General features: G+C 61.0%; 18 protein-coding genes. 17 read left to right on the top strand and 1 reads right to left on the bottom strand.

The window, feature by feature from the left end; genetic code table 11:
* The 8 genes from F6X59_RS16760 to F6X59_RS16795 all read left to right on the top strand — a co-directional run.
* Positions 1-200, top strand: a 200-nt coding sequence (locus F6X59_RS16760; protein ID WP_218572253.1) for an FAD-binding protein, incomplete at its 5' end; no start/stop codon positions are given.
* Between the two features lie 80 nt (positions 201-280).
* Positions 281-1,102, top strand: a complete 822-nt coding sequence (locus F6X59_RS16765; protein ID WP_152957187.1) for an ABC transporter substrate-binding protein — start codon at positions 281-283, stop codon at positions 1,100-1,102.
* Positions 1,103-1,111: 9 nt separating this feature from the next.
* A complete protein-coding gene (locus F6X59_RS16770) occupies positions 1,112-1,465 on the top strand; it encodes a DUF4398 domain-containing protein (protein ID WP_372240422.1) in 354 nt (117 codons plus the stop codon).
* Positions 1,462-2,274, top strand: coding sequence for an OmpA family protein (locus F6X59_RS16775; protein WP_152957188.1), 813 nt, complete (start codon positions 1,462-1,464; stop codon positions 2,272-2,274). Before F6X59_RS16770 ends, F6X59_RS16775 begins: the two co-directional genes overlap by 4 nt.
* Positions 2,275-2,467: 193 nt before the next feature.
* Positions 2,468-3,910, top strand: a complete 1,443-nt coding sequence (locus F6X59_RS16780) for a PLP-dependent aminotransferase family protein (protein ID WP_152957189.1) — start codon at positions 2,468-2,470, stop codon at positions 3,908-3,910.
* A gap of 68 nt (positions 3,911-3,978) precedes the next feature.
* Positions 3,979-4,455, top strand: coding sequence for a hypothetical protein (locus F6X59_RS16785; protein WP_152957190.1), 477 nt, complete (start codon positions 3,979-3,981; stop codon positions 4,453-4,455).
* 124 nt (positions 4,456-4,579) lie between these two features.
* Positions 4,580-4,834 carry a YkgJ family cysteine cluster protein gene (locus tag F6X59_RS16790; protein ID WP_152957191.1) on the top strand — a complete coding sequence of 85 codons (255 nt, stop codon included), beginning with the start codon at positions 4,580-4,582 and terminating at the stop codon, positions 4,832-4,834.
* Positions 4,835-4,867: 33 nt separating this feature from the next.
* Positions 4,868-5,473, top strand: a complete 606-nt coding sequence (locus F6X59_RS16795) for an START domain-containing protein (RefSeq protein WP_152957224.1) — start codon at positions 4,868-4,870, stop codon at positions 5,471-5,473.
* A gap of 65 nt (positions 5,474-5,538) precedes the next feature.
* On the opposite strand, the gene gltA is transcribed toward F6X59_RS16795, so the two are convergent.
* The gene (gene gltA / locus F6X59_RS16800; RefSeq protein WP_054884059.1) at positions 5,539-6,828 is read right to left on the bottom strand and encodes a citrate synthase; all 1,290 of its coding nucleotides are present in this window, start codon (positions 6,826-6,828) and stop codon (positions 5,539-5,541) included.
* A gap of 351 nt (positions 6,829-7,179) precedes the next feature.
* Here gltA and sdhC point away from each other — a divergent pair, with 351 nt between their 5' ends.
* From sdhC to sucD, 9 genes are all read left to right on the top strand, one after another.
* The gene (sdhC, locus tag F6X59_RS16805; RefSeq protein WP_012315350.1) at positions 7,180-7,566 is read left to right on the top strand and encodes a succinate dehydrogenase, cytochrome b556 subunit; all 387 of its coding nucleotides are present in this window, start codon (positions 7,180-7,182) and stop codon (positions 7,564-7,566) included.
* Positions 7,560-7,928 (top strand): succinate dehydrogenase, hydrophobic membrane anchor protein, encoded by a 369-nt coding sequence (sdhD, locus tag F6X59_RS16810; RefSeq protein WP_027921320.1) that lies wholly within the window; start codon positions 7,560-7,562, stop codon positions 7,926-7,928. Before sdhC ends, sdhD begins: the two co-directional genes overlap by 7 nt.
* A 3-nt stretch (positions 7,929-7,931) precedes the next feature.
* On the top strand, positions 7,932-9,704 hold the full coding sequence (gene sdhA / locus F6X59_RS16815) for a succinate dehydrogenase flavoprotein subunit (RefSeq protein WP_060512814.1): 1,773 nt from the start codon (positions 7,932-7,934) through the stop codon (positions 9,702-9,704).
* 11 nt (positions 9,705-9,715) lie between these two features.
* Positions 9,716-10,420 carry a succinate dehydrogenase iron-sulfur subunit gene (locus tag F6X59_RS16820; RefSeq protein ID WP_152957192.1) on the top strand — a complete coding sequence of 235 codons (705 nt, stop codon included), beginning with the start codon at positions 9,716-9,718 and terminating at the stop codon, positions 10,418-10,420.
* Positions 10,421-10,666: 246 nt separating this feature from the next.
* Positions 10,667-13,498: a 2-oxoglutarate dehydrogenase E1 component gene (locus tag F6X59_RS16825; protein WP_152957193.1), complete on the top strand. Its 2,832-nt coding sequence runs from the start codon at positions 10,667-10,669 to the stop codon at positions 13,496-13,498.
* Positions 13,499-13,540: 42 nt separating this feature from the next.
* The gene (gene odhB, locus F6X59_RS16830; RefSeq protein WP_152957194.1) at positions 13,541-14,758 is read left to right on the top strand and encodes a 2-oxoglutarate dehydrogenase complex dihydrolipoyllysine-residue succinyltransferase; all 1,218 of its coding nucleotides are present in this window, start codon (positions 13,541-13,543) and stop codon (positions 14,756-14,758) included.
* A 93-nt stretch (positions 14,759-14,851) separates the two neighbouring features.
* Positions 14,852-16,288, top strand: a complete 1,437-nt coding sequence (gene lpdA / locus F6X59_RS16835; RefSeq protein WP_152957195.1) for a dihydrolipoyl dehydrogenase — start codon at positions 14,852-14,854, stop codon at positions 16,286-16,288.
* Between the two features lie 172 nt (positions 16,289-16,460).
* On the top strand, positions 16,461-17,627 hold the full coding sequence (sucC, locus tag F6X59_RS16840; protein ID WP_028632226.1) for an ADP-forming succinate--CoA ligase subunit beta: 1,167 nt from the start codon (positions 16,461-16,463) through the stop codon (positions 17,625-17,627).
* On the top strand, positions 17,627-18,511 hold the full coding sequence (gene sucD, locus F6X59_RS16845) for a succinate--CoA ligase subunit alpha (protein ID WP_016393102.1): 885 nt from the start codon (positions 17,627-17,629) through the stop codon (positions 18,509-18,511). Before sucC ends, sucD begins: the two co-directional genes overlap by 1 nt.
* The last annotated feature ends 187 nt before the right edge of the window (positions 18,512-18,698 follow it).

Raw genomic sequence — 18,698 nt, forward strand, 5'->3', positions numbered from 1 at the left:
AGACCGGCAAGATCGTTGCGCCACAGCTGTACATCGCCGTCGGTATCTCCGGCGCGATCCAGCACCTGGCCGGCATGAAGGATTCCAAAGTGATCGTGGCGATCAACAAGGACGAAGAAGCGCCGATCTTCCAGGTAGCGGACTACGGCCTGGTTGCCGACCTCTTCGAGGCCGTTCCAGAGCTGGAAAAGCTGGTCTGATCTGCCTGCTTCACTTATAAAGAAGCCCGGCCCTCGCACTGAGGGCCGGGCTTTTTTTGTTGCCGGGCAAGGAGTGAAGGATGGTGTTGCGCGAAGCGGGCAGGGTGCTGGCATGCATGGTGGCGTTGCTCTCGCCGGTGGTGATGGCGGCAGGCAAGTGCGAGCGGCTGGTGGCAACTGGCAGCCCGGACGCACCGCCGTACTCCTGGCAGGACCCGAAAGACCCGAAACACCTGATCGGCGCCAATGTCGACCTGTTGCGCCAGGTCCTCGGCGAATTGGGCGTGAAAGTCGAGGTGCTCAGTGCCGGTCGGCGCGATCAGGCGCTGGAGGAGGTGCGCAGTGGGCGCATGGACGTGCTGCTCGACACCCCCATGCAGGTGGAGCAACTGACGGCGCTGGATTACATCCACCCGGCCTTGCAGCTCAATGAATACCTGGTCTGGACGCGCCATGACGCGACGCTGGAGTTCGACGGCCCGGCCGACCTGGCCAAGTACCAGGGCAGCCTGTCCGAGCGTGCGCGCCTGACCCCGGCATTCACTGCCTTCGCCAAGGCCCAGCTGAAGCTGGTGCCAGCGCAGAACCTCACCCAGGCCTTCCAGAAACTGGTGCTGGGCCAGGTCGATTATGTATTGGCCGGGCGTTACTCGGGCATGGCCATGACCCAAGGCCTGGGCATGAGCAACAACCTCATCGCCCGCGGCTTGCCGGTTGACCGCCCAGGCCTGTACCTGGCCGTGTCGCACAATTCGGCTTGCAATGACGCCTGGTTGCGTGGGCAATTGTCGAAAAAGCTGACAGAATTGCCGATCTCCGGTGCGTCCGAAGCCGTGCTGCAACGTAATGTCGAGCGTTGGAAAGCGCAGATGCAAGTGCAGGCGGACGCCCCAAAACATTAGGAAGAGTGCGTGAGAACCCAATCCCTTATCCTGGCCGTGGCCATGCTCGGCCTGGCTGGCTGCGCCAGCGACCCGGCGCCCAATGAGCAGATGCGAATTTCCGAGCAGGCGCTGGAGCAGGCCAAGGCAGTCGGTGCCACCGACCAGGTCGAGGCGCTGAAGCTGGCCGAAGACAAGTTCGCCCGGGCCAAGACCAACATGCTGACCGAAGACTACCGCGACGCCCGCATGCGTGCTGAACAGGCCGAGCTGGATGCCCGCCTGGCCGAGGCGCAGGTGCTGAACCAGAAGAGCGAAGAGCAGCTTCAGTTGCTGCAGACACGGGTCAAGCGCCTGCGCAAGCAACTGGAGGTGCAGCCATGATGCGCCTCAATGCGAAAGCCGCGCTGGCGCTGTTGGTGCTGACGGCTGGCTTGCAGGGTTGTGCCAGTCAGCGCAGTTCGGCGGCGCTGGATGACGCGACCGCGGCCTTCCAGAAGGTCAAGGACGATGCCGACGTGCTGCGCAGCGCCCCGCGTGACGTGATCCGTGCCGGTGAGTCGCTGTCCCGTGCCGAGCGCCTTTCTGGCTACATCGGTACCGGCAGCGACGTGCGCCATTATGCCTACCTGAGCCAGCGCTACAGCGAGATTGCCAGCGAACATGCCAAGCTGGCGCTGAGCGAGGAGCGTCGGGCCAAGCTCGACCTCGAACGCCAGCGTCTGCAACTGGCCCTGCGTGAGGCCAAGCAGGCCAGTGTGCAGCAGCAGGGCAAATGGGTAGAGAGCCAGATTGCCGCGCTGGCCTCGGAGCAGACCGATCGAGGCCTGGTGATGACCCTGAGCGATGTGCTGTTCGACACCGGCAGTGCCGACCTGAAGAACTCGGCCAGCCGCACCGTGCTCAAGCTGGTGCAGTTCCTCCAGCTTAATCCGCGTCGCGTGGTGCGGATCGAAGGCTATACCGACAGCACGGGTACGCCTGAGGACAATCTCACGCTGTCACGCGATCGTGCCCAGTCGGTGGCTGACATGCTGGTTGACCTGGGCATCGATGAAAAGCGCCTGCAGGTCGAAGGCTATGGCGACCAGTATCCGATCGAGGCCAATGCTTCAGAGCGGGGCAGGGCGCAGAATCGCCGCGTGGAAATCGTGTTCTCCGACGACAAGGGGCGACTCGCACCTGCGCGCTGAAGTCATTGAAGAAGGGGCTGTGAGGCAGCCCCGCTTTTCGTCGGCCTGCACGGATTAATCGTTTCGACCGGTGTCACGTAGCTGTATTGTTGATTGGCCTGCAATCTGTCCCAGTACACTTTGCAACTGTTACGGTATGCTCTACCGTCAACGAGTCGTACAAGAATAACGTGCCGCGTGTCGAGATTTCGCCATGACCAACCTGCTGTTGTACCAGCGTATCGCCCAGCAACTGGCCGATGACATCCGTCGCGGTGTCTACCAGCCAGGCGAGCGCGTACCGTCTGTGCGCAAGATGAGCGCCCAGCTCAACGTCAGCCATGCCACGGTGTTGCAGGCCTACGCCAATCTCGAGGATCAGGGGCTGATCCGTGCCCGGCCACAGTCGGGCTACTACGTGCATCAGACGCCCGCCCTGACCGCGCAGACGCCGGATATCGCCCGGGTCGAGCGCCCCGGTCTGGTCACCCGTGCCAGCATCATCCAGCAGGTGTTGACCGAGGCGCGTCGCGATGGCGTGTTCCCGTTCGGCGCCGCTGTGCCGCACGTCGACTATCTGCCAGTGCGTGCCCTGCACCAGCAGATCGCCAAGGTCACTCGCTTTCACAGCCCGCGTGCCTTCAGCTACATGTTCAGCCCTGGTTTCGAGCCACTGCGCCGGCAGATCGCGATCCGCATGCGTGACGCTGGTGTGCTGGTCGACCCGCGTGAGGTGATCGTCACCCATGGCTGTGTCGATGCCCTGCAGATGTCGCTGCGGGTGCTGACCCGCCCGGGTGACCTGATCGCGGCCGAGTCGCCGACCTATTACGGGCTCCTGCAGTTGGCGGACCTGCTGGGGTTGAAGGTGATCGAGATCCCCAGTGACCCGTCTACCGGCATCAGCCTTGAAGCTTTGCAGCTGGCCGCCAACCAGTGGTCGATCAAGGCCTTGGTGCTGACCACACGCCTGAGCAATCCACTGGGCGGCACCGTGCCTGAAGAGCGTCAGAAGCAACTGTTGCGCCTGGCGTCGGACTTCGATATCCAGATCGTCGAGGACGACATCTACGGCGAGTTGATGTTCGAGCAGGGCAAGACCAAGGCGCTCAAGGCCTTCGACCGGCTGGACCGGGTTATCTATTGTTCGAGCTTTTCCAAGACCCTTTCACCCGGCGTGCGGGTCGGCTGGATGGTGGCGGGGCGTTATCAGGATGAAATCCAGCGCCTGCAGACCTTCACCACCCACTCGGCGTGCAGCGTGACGCAGATGGGCGTGGCGGCGTACCTGGAGAACGGTGGCTACGACCGGCATCTGCGCTATATCCGCCAGGAGTATCGCAAGAACCTCAGTGCCTACCAACTGGCGGTACAGCAGCACTTCCCGGAAGGGACTCAGATGACCCGGCCGACCGGCGGTTTCATCCTTTGGGTCAGCCTGCCGGGGCGGGTCAATACCCAGGAGTTGCATGTGCGTGCACTGGAGCAGGGCATCAGTATCGCGCCCGGGCTGATCTTCAGTAATACCGAACAGTTCAACCACTGCATCCGGCTCAACTGCGGCATTCCCTGGAACAAGGAGGCAGAGCGGGCGGTCATCACGCTCGGCCTGTTGGCCCAGCAATTATGCCGAGAATCGCAGCCCTCGCTTATGTAGGCTTGCCAGCGGCGGGCGGAACGGGGAGCATACGCACTTTTCCAGCCCCCGCCTGCCTGTCGATGTTCATGAACCTGTTGCGAACTGCTGCCCTGATTATCTGTATTGCCCCGTTCTGCCTGCCTGGTGGTGTGGCTTACGCTGCGCAGCCTGCTACCCAGGTGCAGGCGGGGCATGACAAGGCAGCAGGCAAGGTGCCAGCAACGCCGGCAGCAAAGGCCAAGCCGGCTGCCAGCAAGGCCAAAGCCAAGCCGAAGCCCAAAGCCAAGCCGGCCAGCAAGGTGGTCTCGCAGCCGTTGCCCAAGGCCAAGCTCGACCTGAGCCTGCCGGCCGACATGGTCAAGGGTCTTGAGCCTGAAGTGGGCGATCCTGCGACTCGCCGCAAACCTTTGCTGCCCGCCATGTTCACGGAAAAACCGGAAACCAGCGACAGTCCGTTTCAACTCAACGGCCGTTTGATCAGCAACGAGATGCAGCTGCAACTGCGCAACGAAAGCCGCCGTGAGGTGGAAGGCGCGGCCATCGAGTTCGAGTTCCGCAATTGAGCAGGCTCAACTGACTGCTGGGTCACGGCAGATTTCATCGGGCCAGCAATTTCAAACGTATGTTTGAGCGGTTACTATCCAGGGACGATCGTCCCGTTTTGTTCCAGGGGGTCCTGATTTGGCCATGAATTGTCGTGAGGGGTGTGGTGCCTGCTGCATTGCCCCGTCCATCAGCTCGGCGATGCCGCGCATGCCTCAGGGCAAGCCGGCGGGCGAGCGCTGTCTGCACCTGACTGCACAAAACCTCTGCGACCTGTTCGGCAAGCCCGAGCGGCCGGCGGTGTGTGGCGGTTTCAAGGCGGATATCGAGGTGTGCGGCAATGACCGCGACGAAGCGATCAGGATTCTTGGCTGGTGGGAGCAGATAACGGCGGCGTGAGAGGCTGGATCTTCGACAACAAGGATAAACATGATGAGATCGTTCAAGCGTATTGCACTGCTGTGTGGCATGGGTGTCCTGCTGGCGCCGGCTGCCTGGGCCGAAAACTGGCAGGTGGCCAAGGACGAGGAGGGGATCAAGGTCTCGCTCAGTGAGGTGCCGGGCTCCAAGTACAAGGCCTACCAGGGCGTGACCCTGATCAAGGCGCCGCTGGCCAAGGTCCAGGCGTTGCAGGAAGACGCGGTCGGGGCTTGCAAGTGGATTCACGAGTGCAAGTTGCAGAAACTGCTCAAGCAGGAAGGCGACCAGAGCTGGACCTACACCCAGTTCAATACGCCGTGGCCGGTGACGCCTCGGGACTCGGTGCTGCTCGTGACCACGGTCAAAGGCGCGGATGGCAGCCTGACGCGAAGCCTCAAAGAACTGCCAACGTATATCCCGGAAGAGAAGGGCTTTGTCCGGGTAGCGAAGGTGGAGGGTTTCTGGAAGCTGGTGCCCAAGGGTGACAGTACCGAAGTGACCTATCAGGTACACACCGAGCCTGGTGGCAGCGTGCCCTCGATGATCGCCAACAAGTTCGTGGTCGATTCGCCGTTCAATACCCTCAAGGCGTTGCGCGAGCGGGCCGAGAACAACTGAGTTCGGCTCACCGGCAATAAAAAAGGCTGCCCTGGGGCAGCCTTTTTGCGTTCGGCTGGTAAAGCTTACTTGCGGTCCTTCAGCTCGACGATGTCGCGCTGCAGTTCGCCGGTGTACAGCTGGCGAGGGCGGCCAATCTTGTACGGGCTGGAGAGCATTTCTTTCCAGTGCGAGATCCAGCCGACAGTGCGTGCCAGGGCGAAGATCACGGTGAACATGCTGGTCGGAATGCCGATCGCCTTCAGGATGATGCCCGAGTAGAAGTCGACGTTCGGGTACAGCGAGCGCTCGATGAAGTACGGATCGGTCAGGGCGATCTCTTCCAGGCGCATGGCCAGTTCCAGCTGTGGATCGTTCTTGATGCCCAGCTCGCCCAGCACTTCGTCGCAGGTCTTCTTCATCACGGTGGCGCGCGGGTCACGGTTCTTGTAGACACGGTGACCGAAGCCCATCAGCTTGAACGGGTCGTTCTTGTCCTTGGCCTTGGCGATGTACTTGTCGATGTTCGAAACATCGCCAATTTCATCGAGCATGGTCAGCACCGCTTCGTTCGCACCGCCGTGGGCCGGGCCCCACAGTGCGGCGATACCGGCAGCGATACAGGCGAACGGGTTGGCACCCGAAGAACCTGCCAGGCGCACGGTGGAAGTGGAGGCGTTCTGCTCGTGGTCGGCGTGGAGGATGAAGATCCGGTCCATTGCCTTGGCCAGCACCGGGCTGATCGGTTTGATCTCGCACGGGGTGTTGAACATCATGTGCAGGAAGTTTTCCGCGTACGACAGGTCGTTGCGCGGATACATCATCGGCTGGCCCATGGAGTACTTGTAAACCATCGCGGCCAGGGTCGGCATCTTGGCGACCAGGCGCACCGCGGAGATTTCGCGGTGTTGCGGGTTATTGATGTCCAGGGAGTCGTGGTAGAACGCCGACAGGGCGCCAACCACACCGCACATCACCGCCATCGGGTGAGCGTCGCGGCGGAAACCGTTGAAGAAGGACTTCAGCTGCTCGTGAACCATGGTGTGGTTCTTGACGGTGCTGACGAACTGGGCCTTTTGCTCGGCATTCGGCAGTTCGCCGTTGAGCAGCAGGTAGCAGGTTTCCAGGTAATCCGATTGCTCGGCGAGCTGTTCGATCGGGTAGCCGCGGTGCAGCAGCACGCCCTTGTCGCCGTCGATGTAGGTGATCTTCGACTCGCACGAGGCGGTCGCCATGAAACCAGGGTCGAAGGTGAAGTGACCAGTGGCCCCCAACCCGCGGACGTCGATTACATCAGGACCAACGGTGCCGGTTAAAATGGGCAGCTCGACGGGGGCAGCGCCCTCGATGACCAACTGCGCTTTTTTGTCAGCCATGTGGCCTCCTATTAATGCTTGAAATCATCAGACAGCCCCCCACGCAGGGCCCGCACCACTATAGAGAAGTAAATTCGAATGTCAATTTGCCTAAAGGCTGGTTGAAACGGCCTTCAAGGGCTGATTTTTCACGAATTTCTCGCCCATTTACGCCTTTTGCTCGCTAAAGGCAATCCGCTATTTGGGCTACCCCGTCACGTTGTCATAAGCAGCCTAACTGTCTATACTCGGCACCCGACTCCCAGGGGCTTGCAAGCCCGAACTGCTGGGGGTCGCCGTTCCCTGGGTGGTGGGTACCTGACCAGTACACTTACCAACAACTTTGCCCTGATTCGCTAGGGGCTCTTCAGTGTGAAAAAAGCCGTGAAAAGCCAACGACCTGTAAACCTAGACCTAAGGACCATCAAGCTTCCTGTCACTGCGTACACGTCCATTCTCCACCGTATCTCCGGCGTCATCCTGTTCCTCGGTCTTGCCATCATGCTTTATGCACTGGGCAAGTCGCTGGGTTCCGAGGAAGGCTTCGGTGAGGTGAAGGCGTGTCTGACCAGCCCGCTGGCCAAGTTCGTGACCTGGGGCCTGTTGTCCGCCCTGCTTTATCACCTCGTGGCAGGTGTACGCCACCTGATCATGGACATGGGCATCGGTGAGACGCTGGAAGGCGGCAAGCTGGGCTCGAAAATCGTGATCGTCATCTCCGTGGTGCTGATCGTTCTGGTGGGAGTTTGGGTATGGTAACCAATGTCACGAACCTGTCGCGTTCGGGCCTCTATGACTGGATGGCGCAGCGCGTATCGGCGGTCGTTCTCGCGGCTTACTTCATTTTCCTGATCGGCTACGTGGTCTGCCACCCAGGCATCGACTACACCCAGTGGCATGGTCTGTTCTCCAACAACGCGATGCGGATCTTCAGTCTGCTGGCCCTCGTTGCCCTGGGCGCTCACGCCTGGGTCGGCATGTGGACCATCGCCACCGACTACCTGACGCCGATGTCGTTCGGCAAGTCGGCGACTGCGATTCGTTTCCTGTTCCAGGCGGTATGCGGCGTTGCGATGTTCGCTTACTTCGTCTGGGGTGTGCAGATTCTCTGGGGTATCTGATCCATGGCTAGCATTCCAACCATTTCCTTCGACGCCATCATCATCGGTGGCGGCGGCGCCGGCATGCGCGCAGCGCTGCAGCTGGCCCAGGGCGGTCACAAGACTGCCGTAGTCACCAAGGTCTTCCCGACCCGTTCGCACACGGTGTCCGCCCAGGGCGGCATCACCTGCGCCATCGCCTCGGCCGACCCGAACGACGACTGGCGCTGGCACATGTACGATACCGTCAAGGGTTCCGACTACATCGGTGACCAGGACGCTATCGAATACATGTGTCAGGAAGGCCCGGCTGCGGTCTTCGAGCTGGACCACATGGGCCTGCCGTTCTCGCGTACCGAAACCGGCCGTATCTACCAGCGTCCGTTCGGTGGCCAGTCCAAGGACTTCGGTAAAGGTGGCCAGGCCGCCCGTACCTGTGCCGCTTCCGACCGTACCGGTCACGCGCTGCTGCACACCCTGTACCAGGGCAACCTGAAAGCCGGTACCACCTTCCTCAACGAGTACTACGCCGTTGACCTGGTGAAGAACCAGGAAGGCGCCTTCGTCGGTGTGATCGCGATCTGCATCGAAACCGGCGAAACCATGTACATCAAGTCCAAGGCCACCGTTCTGGCCACTGGCGGTGCGGGCCGTATCTACGCGTCCACCACCAACGCCCTGATCAACACCGGTGACGGTATCGGCATGGCCCTGCGTGCAGGCGTGCCGGTACAGGACATCGAGATGTGGCAGTTCCACCCGACCGGCATCGCCGGCGCTGGTGTACTGGTCACCGAAGGTTGCCGCGGTGAAGGTGGTTACCTGATCAACGCCCATGGTGAGCGCTTCATGGAGCGTTACGCGCCAAACGCGAAAGACCTGGCTGGCCGCGACGTGGTTGCCCGTTCCATGGTCAAGGAAATCATCGCCGGCAATGGCGTGGGCCCGAACAAGGACCACGTACTGCTGAAGCTGGACCACCTGGGCGAGGAAGTGCTGCACAGCCGCCTGCCAGGTATCTGCGAACTGTCCAAGACCTTCGCCCACGTCGACCCAGTGGTCGCGCCGGTGCCGGTCGTTCCAACCTGCCACTACATGATGGGCGGCGTAGCCACCAACATTCATGGCCAGGCCATCACCATGGACGAAGAAGGCAAGGATCACATCATTCCTGGCCTGTTCGCCGTAGGTGAAGTGGCGTGCGTATCGGTCCACGGCGCCAACCGCCTGGGCGGTAACTCGCTGCTCGACCTGGTGGTGTTCGGCCGTGCTGCCGGCCTGCACCTGGAGAAGGCGCTGAGCGACGGCATCGAGCACCTCGACGCCAGCGACACCGACATCGATGTTGCCCTGAACCGCCTGAACAAGCTCAACGAGCGTACTTCCGGTGAAGACGTTGCCAGCCTGAAGCGCGAGCTGCAGAGCTGCATGCAGAACTACTTCGGTGTATTCCGTACTGGCGAATACATGCAGAAGGGTATCGAGCAGCTGGCCGGCCTGCGTGAGCGCATCGCCAACGTCAAGATCAACGACAAGTCCCAGGCCTTCAACACCGCGCGTATCGAAGCGCTGGAGCTGCAGAACCTGCTGGAAGTCGCCGAAGCTACCGCCATTGCGGCCGAAGCCCGTAAAGAGTCCCGCGGCGCTCACGCCCGTGAAGACTTCGAAGACCGTGACGACGAAAACTGGCTGTGCCACACCCTGTACTACCCGGGTGAGAAGCGCGTTGCCAAGCGTGGCGTCAACTTTGCGCCGAAGACCGTTCCGGCCTTCGAGCCAAAAATCCGGACTTACTAAGGGTGGCTGCTATGTTGAAAGTCGAAGTTTATCGCTACAACCCCGACACCGACTCGGCCCCCAAGATGGAGTCGTTCGACGTCGATACCGGCGGCAAGGACCTGATGGTTCTGGACGTGCTGGCGCTGATCAAGGAAAAGGACGAGGGCTTCTCGTACCGTCGCTCGTGCCGTGAAGGCGTTTGCGGTTCCGATGGCATGAACATGAACGGCAAGAACGGCCTGGCCTGCATCACTCCGCTGTCGGCTGTGGTCAAGGGCAACAAGCTGGTTCTGCGCCCGCTGCCTGGCCTGCCGGTCATTCGTGACCTGGTGGTCGACATGAGCATCTTCTACAAGCAGTACGAGAAGGTGAAGCCATTCCTGCAGAACGACACGCCGGCTCCGGCCATCGAGCGTCTGCAGTCGCCAGAAGAGCGTGACAAGCTGGACGGCCTGTACGAGTGCATCCTGTGCGCTTGCTGCTCGACCTCCTGCCCGTCGTTCTGGTGGAACCCGGACAAGTTCCTGGGCCCCGCTGCTCTGCTGCAGGCCTACCGCTTCCTGGCCGACAGCCGTGATACCAAGACCCAGGAGCGCCTGGCGTCCCTGGATGACCCGTTCAGCGTATTCCGCTGCCGCGGGATCATGAACTGCGTCAACGTTTGCCCGAAGGGTCTGAACCCGACCAAGGCAATCGGCCACGTACGTAACATGCTGCTGCAAAGCGGCACCTGATACAAAGCGTTGTAACTGCAGTAAGCCGAGGTGCGGGTGGTGAGCCCGCACTGAGGTAAAACCTGAGCAAGGGCCCACAAAGCCCGCGCTCGATACCTATGAAGATATGAGACCAGCAGGGGCTTTCCGGGCTGGTACCCGGAAAATCAGCAGGATCCAAGTGGCGTGGTTCAGTCGCTTTATTCGGACTTTTCCAGGTTTGCTGTGGCTCTCGCCGATCAGTCCCCTAACCGAGGGTGACCAAGCATGCAAGAAAGCGTGATGCAGCGCATGTGGGATAGCGCCCACCTTTCAGGTGGTAACGCTGCATATGTGGAAGAGCTCTACGAGCTCTACCTGCACGACCCTAACGCTGTGCCAGAAGAGTGGCGCACTTACTTCCAGAAGTTGCCAGCCGACGGCAGCACCGCTACCGATGTATCGCACTCGACGATCCGCGACCATTTCGTACTGCTGGCAAAGAACCAGCGCCGCGCCCAACCGGTTTCCGCCGGGAGCGTGAGCACAGAACACGAGAAGAAGCAGGTTGAAGTTCTGCGACTGATCCAGGCCTATCGTATGCGCGGCCATCAGGCTGCCAAGCTCGACCCGTTGGGGTTGTGGCAGCGACCTGCGCCTGTAGACCTGTCGATCAATCACTACGGCTTGACCAATGCCGATCTTGATACGACCTTCCGTGCCGGCGACCTGTTCATTGGCAAGGAGGAAGCGAGCCTACGCGAGATCTTCGAGGCGCTCCAGAAGACATATTGTCGCACCATTGGCGCCGAGTTCACCCATATCGTCGATTCCGAGCAGCGCAGCTGGTTCCAGCAGCGCCTGGAAAGCGTGCGCGGCCGTCCGGAATTCTCGGTCGACGTGCAGACGCACCTGCTTGAGCGTGTGACCGCCGGTGAAGGCCTCGAGAAGTACCTGGGCACCAAGTACCCAGGCACCAAGCGTTTCGGCCTCGAGGGCGGCGAAAGCCTGATCCCGATGCTGGACGAGATGATTCAGCGCTCCGGCTCCTATGGCACCAAGGAAGTCGTGATCGGCATGGCCCACCGCGGCCGTCTGAACGTGCTGGTCAACACCTTCGGCAAGAACCCGCGCGAGCTGTTCGACGAGTTCGAAGGCAAGAAGATGAACGAGCTGGGCTCCGGTGACGTGAAGTATCACCAGGGCTTCTCCTCCAACGTGATGACCCCGGGTGGCGAAGTTCACCTGGCCATGGCGTTCAACCCGTCCCACCTGGAAATCGTCTCGCCAGTGGTGGAAGGTTCGGTGCGCGCCCGTCAGGACCGTCGCAACGACACCGTGGGTGACAAGGTTCTGCCGATCTCGATCCACGGCGACGCTGCGTTCGCCGGCCAGGGCGTGGTCATGGAAACCTTCCAGATGTCGCAGACCCGCGGTTTCAAGACCGGCGGTACCGTGCACATCGTGATCAACAACCAGGTTGGTTTCACCATCAGCAACCCGCTGGACGCACGTTCCACCGAGTACGCCACCGACGTCGCCAAGATGATTCAGGCGCCGATCCTGCACGTCAACGGTGACGATCCGGAAGCGGTGCTGTTCGTGACTCAGCTGGCCATCGATTACCGCATGCAGTTCAAGCGTGACGTGGTCATCGACCTGGTCTGCTACCGTCGTCGCGGCCACAACGAGGCCGACGAGCCGAACGGCACCCAGCCTTTGATGTACCAGCAGATCACCAAGCAGCGCACCACCCGTGAGCTGTATGCCGATTCGCTGATCCAGGCCGGTCGCATCGACGCCGAGCGTGCTCAGGCCAAGATCGACGAGTACCGCAACGCCCTGGACAATGGCCTGCACGTGGTGAAGAGCCTGGTCAAGGAGCCGAACCGCGAGCTGTTCGTCGACTGGCGTCCGTACCTGGGCCATGCCTGGACCGCGCGTCACGACACCCGCTTCGACCTCAAGACCCTGCAGGACCTGTCGGCCAAGCTGCTGGAACTGCCGGAAGGCTTCGTCGTCCAGCGTCAGGTCGCGAAGATCTACGAAGACCGTCAGAAGATGCAGGCCGGTGGCTTGCCGATCAACTGGGGTTATGCAGAGACCATGGCGTACGCCACCCTGCAGTTCGAAGGTCACCCGATCCGCATGACCGGCCAGGACATCGGCCGTGGCACCTTCTCGCACCGTCACGCGGTGCTGCACAACCAGAAGGACGCCAGCACCTACGTACCGCTGAAGAACCTGTTCCCGGGCCAGCCGCGTTTCGACCTGTACGACTCCTTCCTGTCGGAAGAGGCCGTACTGGCATTCGAATACGGTTACTCGACCACCACGCCGAACGCGCTGGTGATCTGGGAAGCCCAGTTCGGCGACTTCGCCAACGGTGCCCAGGTAGTGATCGACCAGTTCATCACCAGCGGCGAGCACAAGTGGGGCCGCCTGTGTGGTCTGACCATGCTGCTGCCGCACGGTTATGAAGGGCAGGGGCCGGAGCACTCCTCCGCGCGTCTGGAGCGTTACCTGCAGCTGTGCGCCGAGCACAACATCCAGGTCTGCGTACCGACCACCCCGGCACAGATCTACCACCTGCTGCGTCGCCAGGTCATTCGCCCGCTGCGCAAGCCGCTGGTGGTTCTGACGCCGAAGTCGCTGCTGCGCCACAAGCTGGCCATCTCGACCCTGGAAGACCTGGCAGAAGGCTCGTTCCAGACCGTGATCCCGGAAATCGACACCCTCGATCCGGCCAAGGTCGAACGCCTGGTCCTGTGCAGTGGCAAGGTCTACTACGACCTGCTGGAAAAACGCCGTGCCGAAGGCCGCGAAGACATCGCGATCCTGCGTCTGGAACAGCTGTATCCGTTCCCTGAGGACGACCTGGTCGAAATCCTGGCGCAATACACCAACCTCAAGCATGCGGTCTGGTGCCAGGAAGAACCGATGAACCAGGGCGCCTGGTACAGCAGTCAGCACCACATGCGCCGTATCCTGGGCCGCCACAACAAGGCACTGGTCCTGGAATACGCCGGCCGCGACGCTTCCGCCGCGCCAGCCTGTGGTTACGCATCGAAGCACGCCGAACAGCAGGAAAAACTGCTGCAAGACGCCTTCACTGTTTAATGCCTTCGCGCACCTGAAACCGAATTTAAGGAAACACAGATAATGGCTATCGAGATCAAAGCCCCAACCTTCCCGGAATCGGTTGCCGATGGCACCGTTGCCACCTGGCACAAGCAGCCGGGCGACGCCGTCAAGCGTGACGAGCTGATCGTCGACATCGAGACCGACAAGGTCGTCCTGGAAGTGCTGGCCACCGCCGATGGCGTGCTGGGCGCGATCGTCAAGGGCGAGGGCGACACCGTCCTGTCCGACGAAGTGCTGGGTTCGATCGTTGAAGGTGGTGCTGCCGCTGCTGCTCCAGCTGCTGCCCCGGCCGCTGCTGCTCCGGCTGCCGCCGCCGCCGACGCTGGTGAAGACGACCCGATCGCTGCGCCTGCCGCTCGCAAGCTGGCCGAAGAAAGCGGTATCGACCTGGCTACCGTTGCCGGCACCGGCAAAGGTGGTCGCATCACCAAGGAAGACGTCGTTGCCGCCGTCGCCAACAAGAAGTCGGCTCCAGCGCCTGCTGCCAAGCCTGCTGCTGCCGCTGCTGCCCCGGTTGTCGTTGCCGCTGGCGACCGCACCGAGAAGCGCGTGCCGATGACCCGTCTGCGCGCCAAGATCGCCGAGCGTCTGGTCGAAGCCCAGTCGAACATGGCCATGCTGACCACTTTCAACGAAGTCGACATGACCGAAGTCATGGCCCTGCGTTCGAAGTACAAGGACCTGTTCGAGAAGACCCACAATGGCGTACGCCTGGGCTTCATGTCGTTCTTCGTCAAGGCTGCCACCGAAGCCCTGAAGCGCTTCCCGGCTGTCAACGCCTCGATCGACGGCAACGACATCGTCTACCACGGCTTCGCCGACGTCGGCGTTGCCGTGTCCAGCGACCGTGGTCTGGTGGTGCCGGTACTGCGTAACGCCGAGTCGATGAGCCTGGCTGAAATCGAGAACGGCATCGCCACCTTCGGCAAGAAGGCCCGTGACGGCAAGCTGTCGATCGAAGAGATGACCGGTGGTACCTTCACCATCACCAACGGCGGTACTTTCGGTTCGATGATGTCGACCCCGATCGTCAACCCGCCGCAGGCCGCTATCCTCGGCATGCACAACATCATCCAGCGTCCGATGGCCATCAATGGCCAAGTGGTTATCCGCCCGATGATGTACCTGGCACTGTCCTACGATCACCGCCTGATCGATGGCAAGGAAGCGGTAACCTTCCTGGTCACCATCAAGAACCTGCTGGAAGATCCGTCTCGCCTGCTGCTGGACATCTAACCCTCTGGCTGCGTACCGTGCCGGCCCTGGCTTCGCGAGAAGCCGTGCCGCGCGGTCCGCGGCCTGTAGCTTGTAGCTGATAAGGAATCTTTTATGACCCAGAAATTCGACGTAGTGGTAATCGGTGCAGGTCCTGGCGGCTATGTTGCTGCCATCAAGGCCGCACAACTTGGTCTGAAGACTGCCTGTATCGAGAAGTACACCGACGCCGAGGGCAAGCTGGCCCTGGGCGGCACCTGCCTGAACGTAGGCTGCATTCCGTCCAAGGCGCTGCTGGACAGCTCCTGGAAGTACAAGGAAGCCAAAGAGAGCTTCAACGTCCACGGTATCTCCACTGGCGAAGTGAAGATGGACGTCGCCGCGATGGTTGGCCGCAAGGCTGGCATCGTCAAGAACCTGACCGGTGGCGTTGCCACCCTGTTCAAGGCCAACGGCGTTACCTCGATCCAGGGCCACGGCAAGCTGCTGGCTGGCAAGAAGGTCGAAGTCACCAAGGCTGACGGCACCACCGAAGTCATCGAAGCCGAGAACGTGATCCTCGCTTCCGGCTCGCGTCCGATCGACATTCCGCCGGCTCCGGTCGACCAGAACGTCATCGTCGACTCCACCGGCGCCCTGGAATTCCAGTCGGTACCTAAGCGCCTGGGCGTGATCGGTGCTGGCGTGATCGGTCTGGAACTGGGCTCGGTATGGGCTCGCCTGGGTGCTGAAGTCACCGTCCTGGAAGCCCTGGACACCTTCCTGATGGCTGCCGACACCGCCGTGTCGAAAGAAGCCCAGAAGACCCTGACCAAGCAAGGCCTGGACATCAAGCTGGGCGCCCGCGTCACCGGCTCGAAAGTCAACGGCAACGAAGTCGAAGTGACCTACACCAACGCCGAAGGCGAGCAGAAGATCACCTTCGACAAGCTGATCGTTGCGGTCGGCCGTCGTCCGGTGACCACTGATCTGCTGGCTGCCGACAGCGGCGTGACCATCGACGAGCGTGGCTACATCTTCGTCGACGACTACTGCGCTACCAGCGTACCGGGCGTGTTCGCCATCGGTGACGTGGTACGCGGCATGATGCTGGCGCACAAGGCCTCGGAAGAGGGCATCATGGTCGTCGAGCGCATCAAGGGCCACAAGGCCCAGATGAACTACGACCTGATTCCGTCGGTCATCTACACCCACCCGGAAATCGCGTGGGTCGGCAAGACCGAACAAGCCTTGAAGGCCGAGGGTGTTGAGGTTAACGTAGGCACCTTCCCGTTCGCGGCCAGCGGCCGTGCGATGGCAGCCAACGATACCGGTGGTTTCGTCAAGGTCATCGCCGACGCCAAGACCGACCGTGTCCTGGGTGTTCACGTGATTGGCCCATCGGCTGCCGAACTGGTACAGCAGGGCGCAATCGCAATGGAATTCGGCACCAGTGCCGAGGATCTGGGCATGATGGTCTTCAGCCATCCAACCCTGTCCGAAGCGTTGCATGAAGCAGCGCTGGCAGTGAATGGCGGCGCCATTCACGTGGCCAACCGTAAGAAGCGTTAATTATAAGAAACCACGGCGGGCTGCCCGTCGTGAGTCTTGCGTGCATGACTCACCGCGGAACGTCCGCCGGACCGGACTACACGGGAAAACCCGGGGTCAATGGTCACAGGTGGTGCGGCGCCAGCAATGGCGCAGCGCCGAAGCGCAGTACCTAACGAAGACGGTAAAAAGCATGAATCTTCACGAGTATCAGGGTAAGCAGCTGTTCGCTGAATACGGCCTGCCAGTTTCCAAGGGTTTCGCAGTCGACACCCCTGAAGCTGCAGCAGAAGCCTGCGACAAGATCGGCGGGAACGAGTGGGTCGTAAAAGCCCAGGTTCACGCAGGTGGTCGCGGCAAAGCGGGCGGCGTCAAGCTGGTTCGCAGCAAGGAAGACGCCAAGGCGTTCGCTGCACAGTGGTTGGGCAAGAATCTGGTTACCTACCAGACCGATGCCAACGGTCAACCCGTCTCCAAGATTCTGGTCGAATCCTGCACTGACATCGCCAAAGAGCTGTACCTGGGCGCTGTAGTGGATCGTTCGAGCCGCCGTATCGTGTTCATGGCTTCCACCGAAGGTGGCGTGGACATCGAGAAAGTCGCGCACGACACTCCTGAGAAGATCCTCAAGGCTACCATCGACCCACTGGTTGGCGCTCAGCCGTTCCAGGGTCGTGAGCTGGCGTTCCAGCTGGGCCTGGAAGGCAAGCAAGTTCAACAGTTCGCCAAGATCTTCGTTGGCCTGGCCAAGCTGTTCAAGGATCACGATCTGGCCCTGCTGGAAGTGAACCCGCTGGTGATCAAGGCCGACGGCGACCTGCACTGCCTCGATGCCAAGATCAACATCGACGCCAACGCCATGTACCGTCAGCCTAAGCTGAAGACTTTCCACGACCCGTCGCAGGACGACGCCCGTGAAGCCCACGCTGCCAAGTTCGAACTGAACTACGTTGCCCTCGAAGGCAACATCGGCTGCATGGTCAACGGTGCCGGCCTGGCCATGGGTACCATGGACATCGTCAACCTGCACGGCGGCAAGCCAGCCAACTTCCTCGATGTGGGCGGCGGCGCTACCAAAGAGCGCGTTACCGAAGCGTTCAAGATCATTCTGTCCGACAGCAATGTCGCGGCCGTTCTGGTCAACATCTTCGGCGGCATCGTTCGCTGCGACATGATTGCCGAAGGCATCATCGGTGCAGTGAAAGAAGTCGGCGTGAAAGTTCCGGTTGTGGTTCGCCTTGAAGGCAACAACGCCGAACTGGGCGCTAAAGTACTGGCAGAAAGCGGTTTGAACATCATTGCGGCCACCAGCCTGACCGACGCTGCTCAACAAGTTGTCAAAGCTGCGGAGGGCAAGTAATGAGCGTCCTGATCAATAAAGATACCAAAGTCATCTGCCAGGGCTTCACCGGCTCGCAGGGTACTTTCCACTCCGAACAAGCCATCGCCTACGGCACCAAGATGGTCGGCGGCGTTACGCCAGGCAAGGGTGGCACCACCCACCTGGGCCTGCCAGTGTTCAACACTGTGAAAGAAGCCGTAGAAGCCACCGGCGCTGACGCTTCGGTCATCTACGTTCCGGCTCCTTTCTGCAAGGACTCGATCCTGGAAGCAGCCTTCGGCGGCATCAAGCTGATCGTCTGCATCACCGAAGGCATTCCTACCCTGGACATGCTGGATGCCAAGGTCAAGTGCGACGAGCTGGGCGTGACCCTGATCGGCCCTAACTGCCCAGGCGTGATCACTCCGGGCGAGTGCAAGATCGGCATCATGCCAGGCCACATCCACCTGCCAGGCAAGGTCGGTATCGTTTCGCGTTCCGGCACCCTGACCTACGAAGCGGTCAAGCAGACCACCGACGCCGGCTTCGGCCAGTCGACCTGCGTGGGTATCGGTGGCGACCCGATCCCAGGCTCCAACTTCATCGACATCCTGAAGCTGTTCCAGGAAGACCCGAAGACCGAAGCGATCGTCATGATCGGTGAGATCGGCGGTTCGGCTGAAGAAGAAGCTGCGGCCTACATCAAGGCCAACGTCACCAAGCCAGTCGTTTCCTACATCGCCGGTGTTACCGCACCTGCGGGCAAGCGCATGGGCCACGCTGGCGCCATCATCTCCGGCGGCAAGGGCACTGCGGACGAGAAATTCGCTGCGCTGCAGGACGCTGGTGTGAAGACCGTGCGTTCCCTGGCTGACATCGGCAAGGCTCTGGCCGAGCTGACTGGCTGGGAAGCCAAGAAGTAATACCTGCTACACCCCCCACGCGCACAGAGGCCACCTTCGGGTGGCCTTTGTCGTTTTTGCAGTTGGAACAGGCAGTTAGGTTTTTCGATAGATTTGATAGGAATTTTCGCGCAGACGAATGTTTCAATCAGAGGATAATTCCTACTGTCCCCGGTCACATAGACGACAAACATGTACGCACATCGGA

It is taken from the genome of Pseudomonas sp. MN1F (genome assembly GCF_009391885.1).
GTDB lineage: Bacteria > Pseudomonadota > Gammaproteobacteria > Pseudomonadales > Pseudomonadaceae > Aquipseudomonas.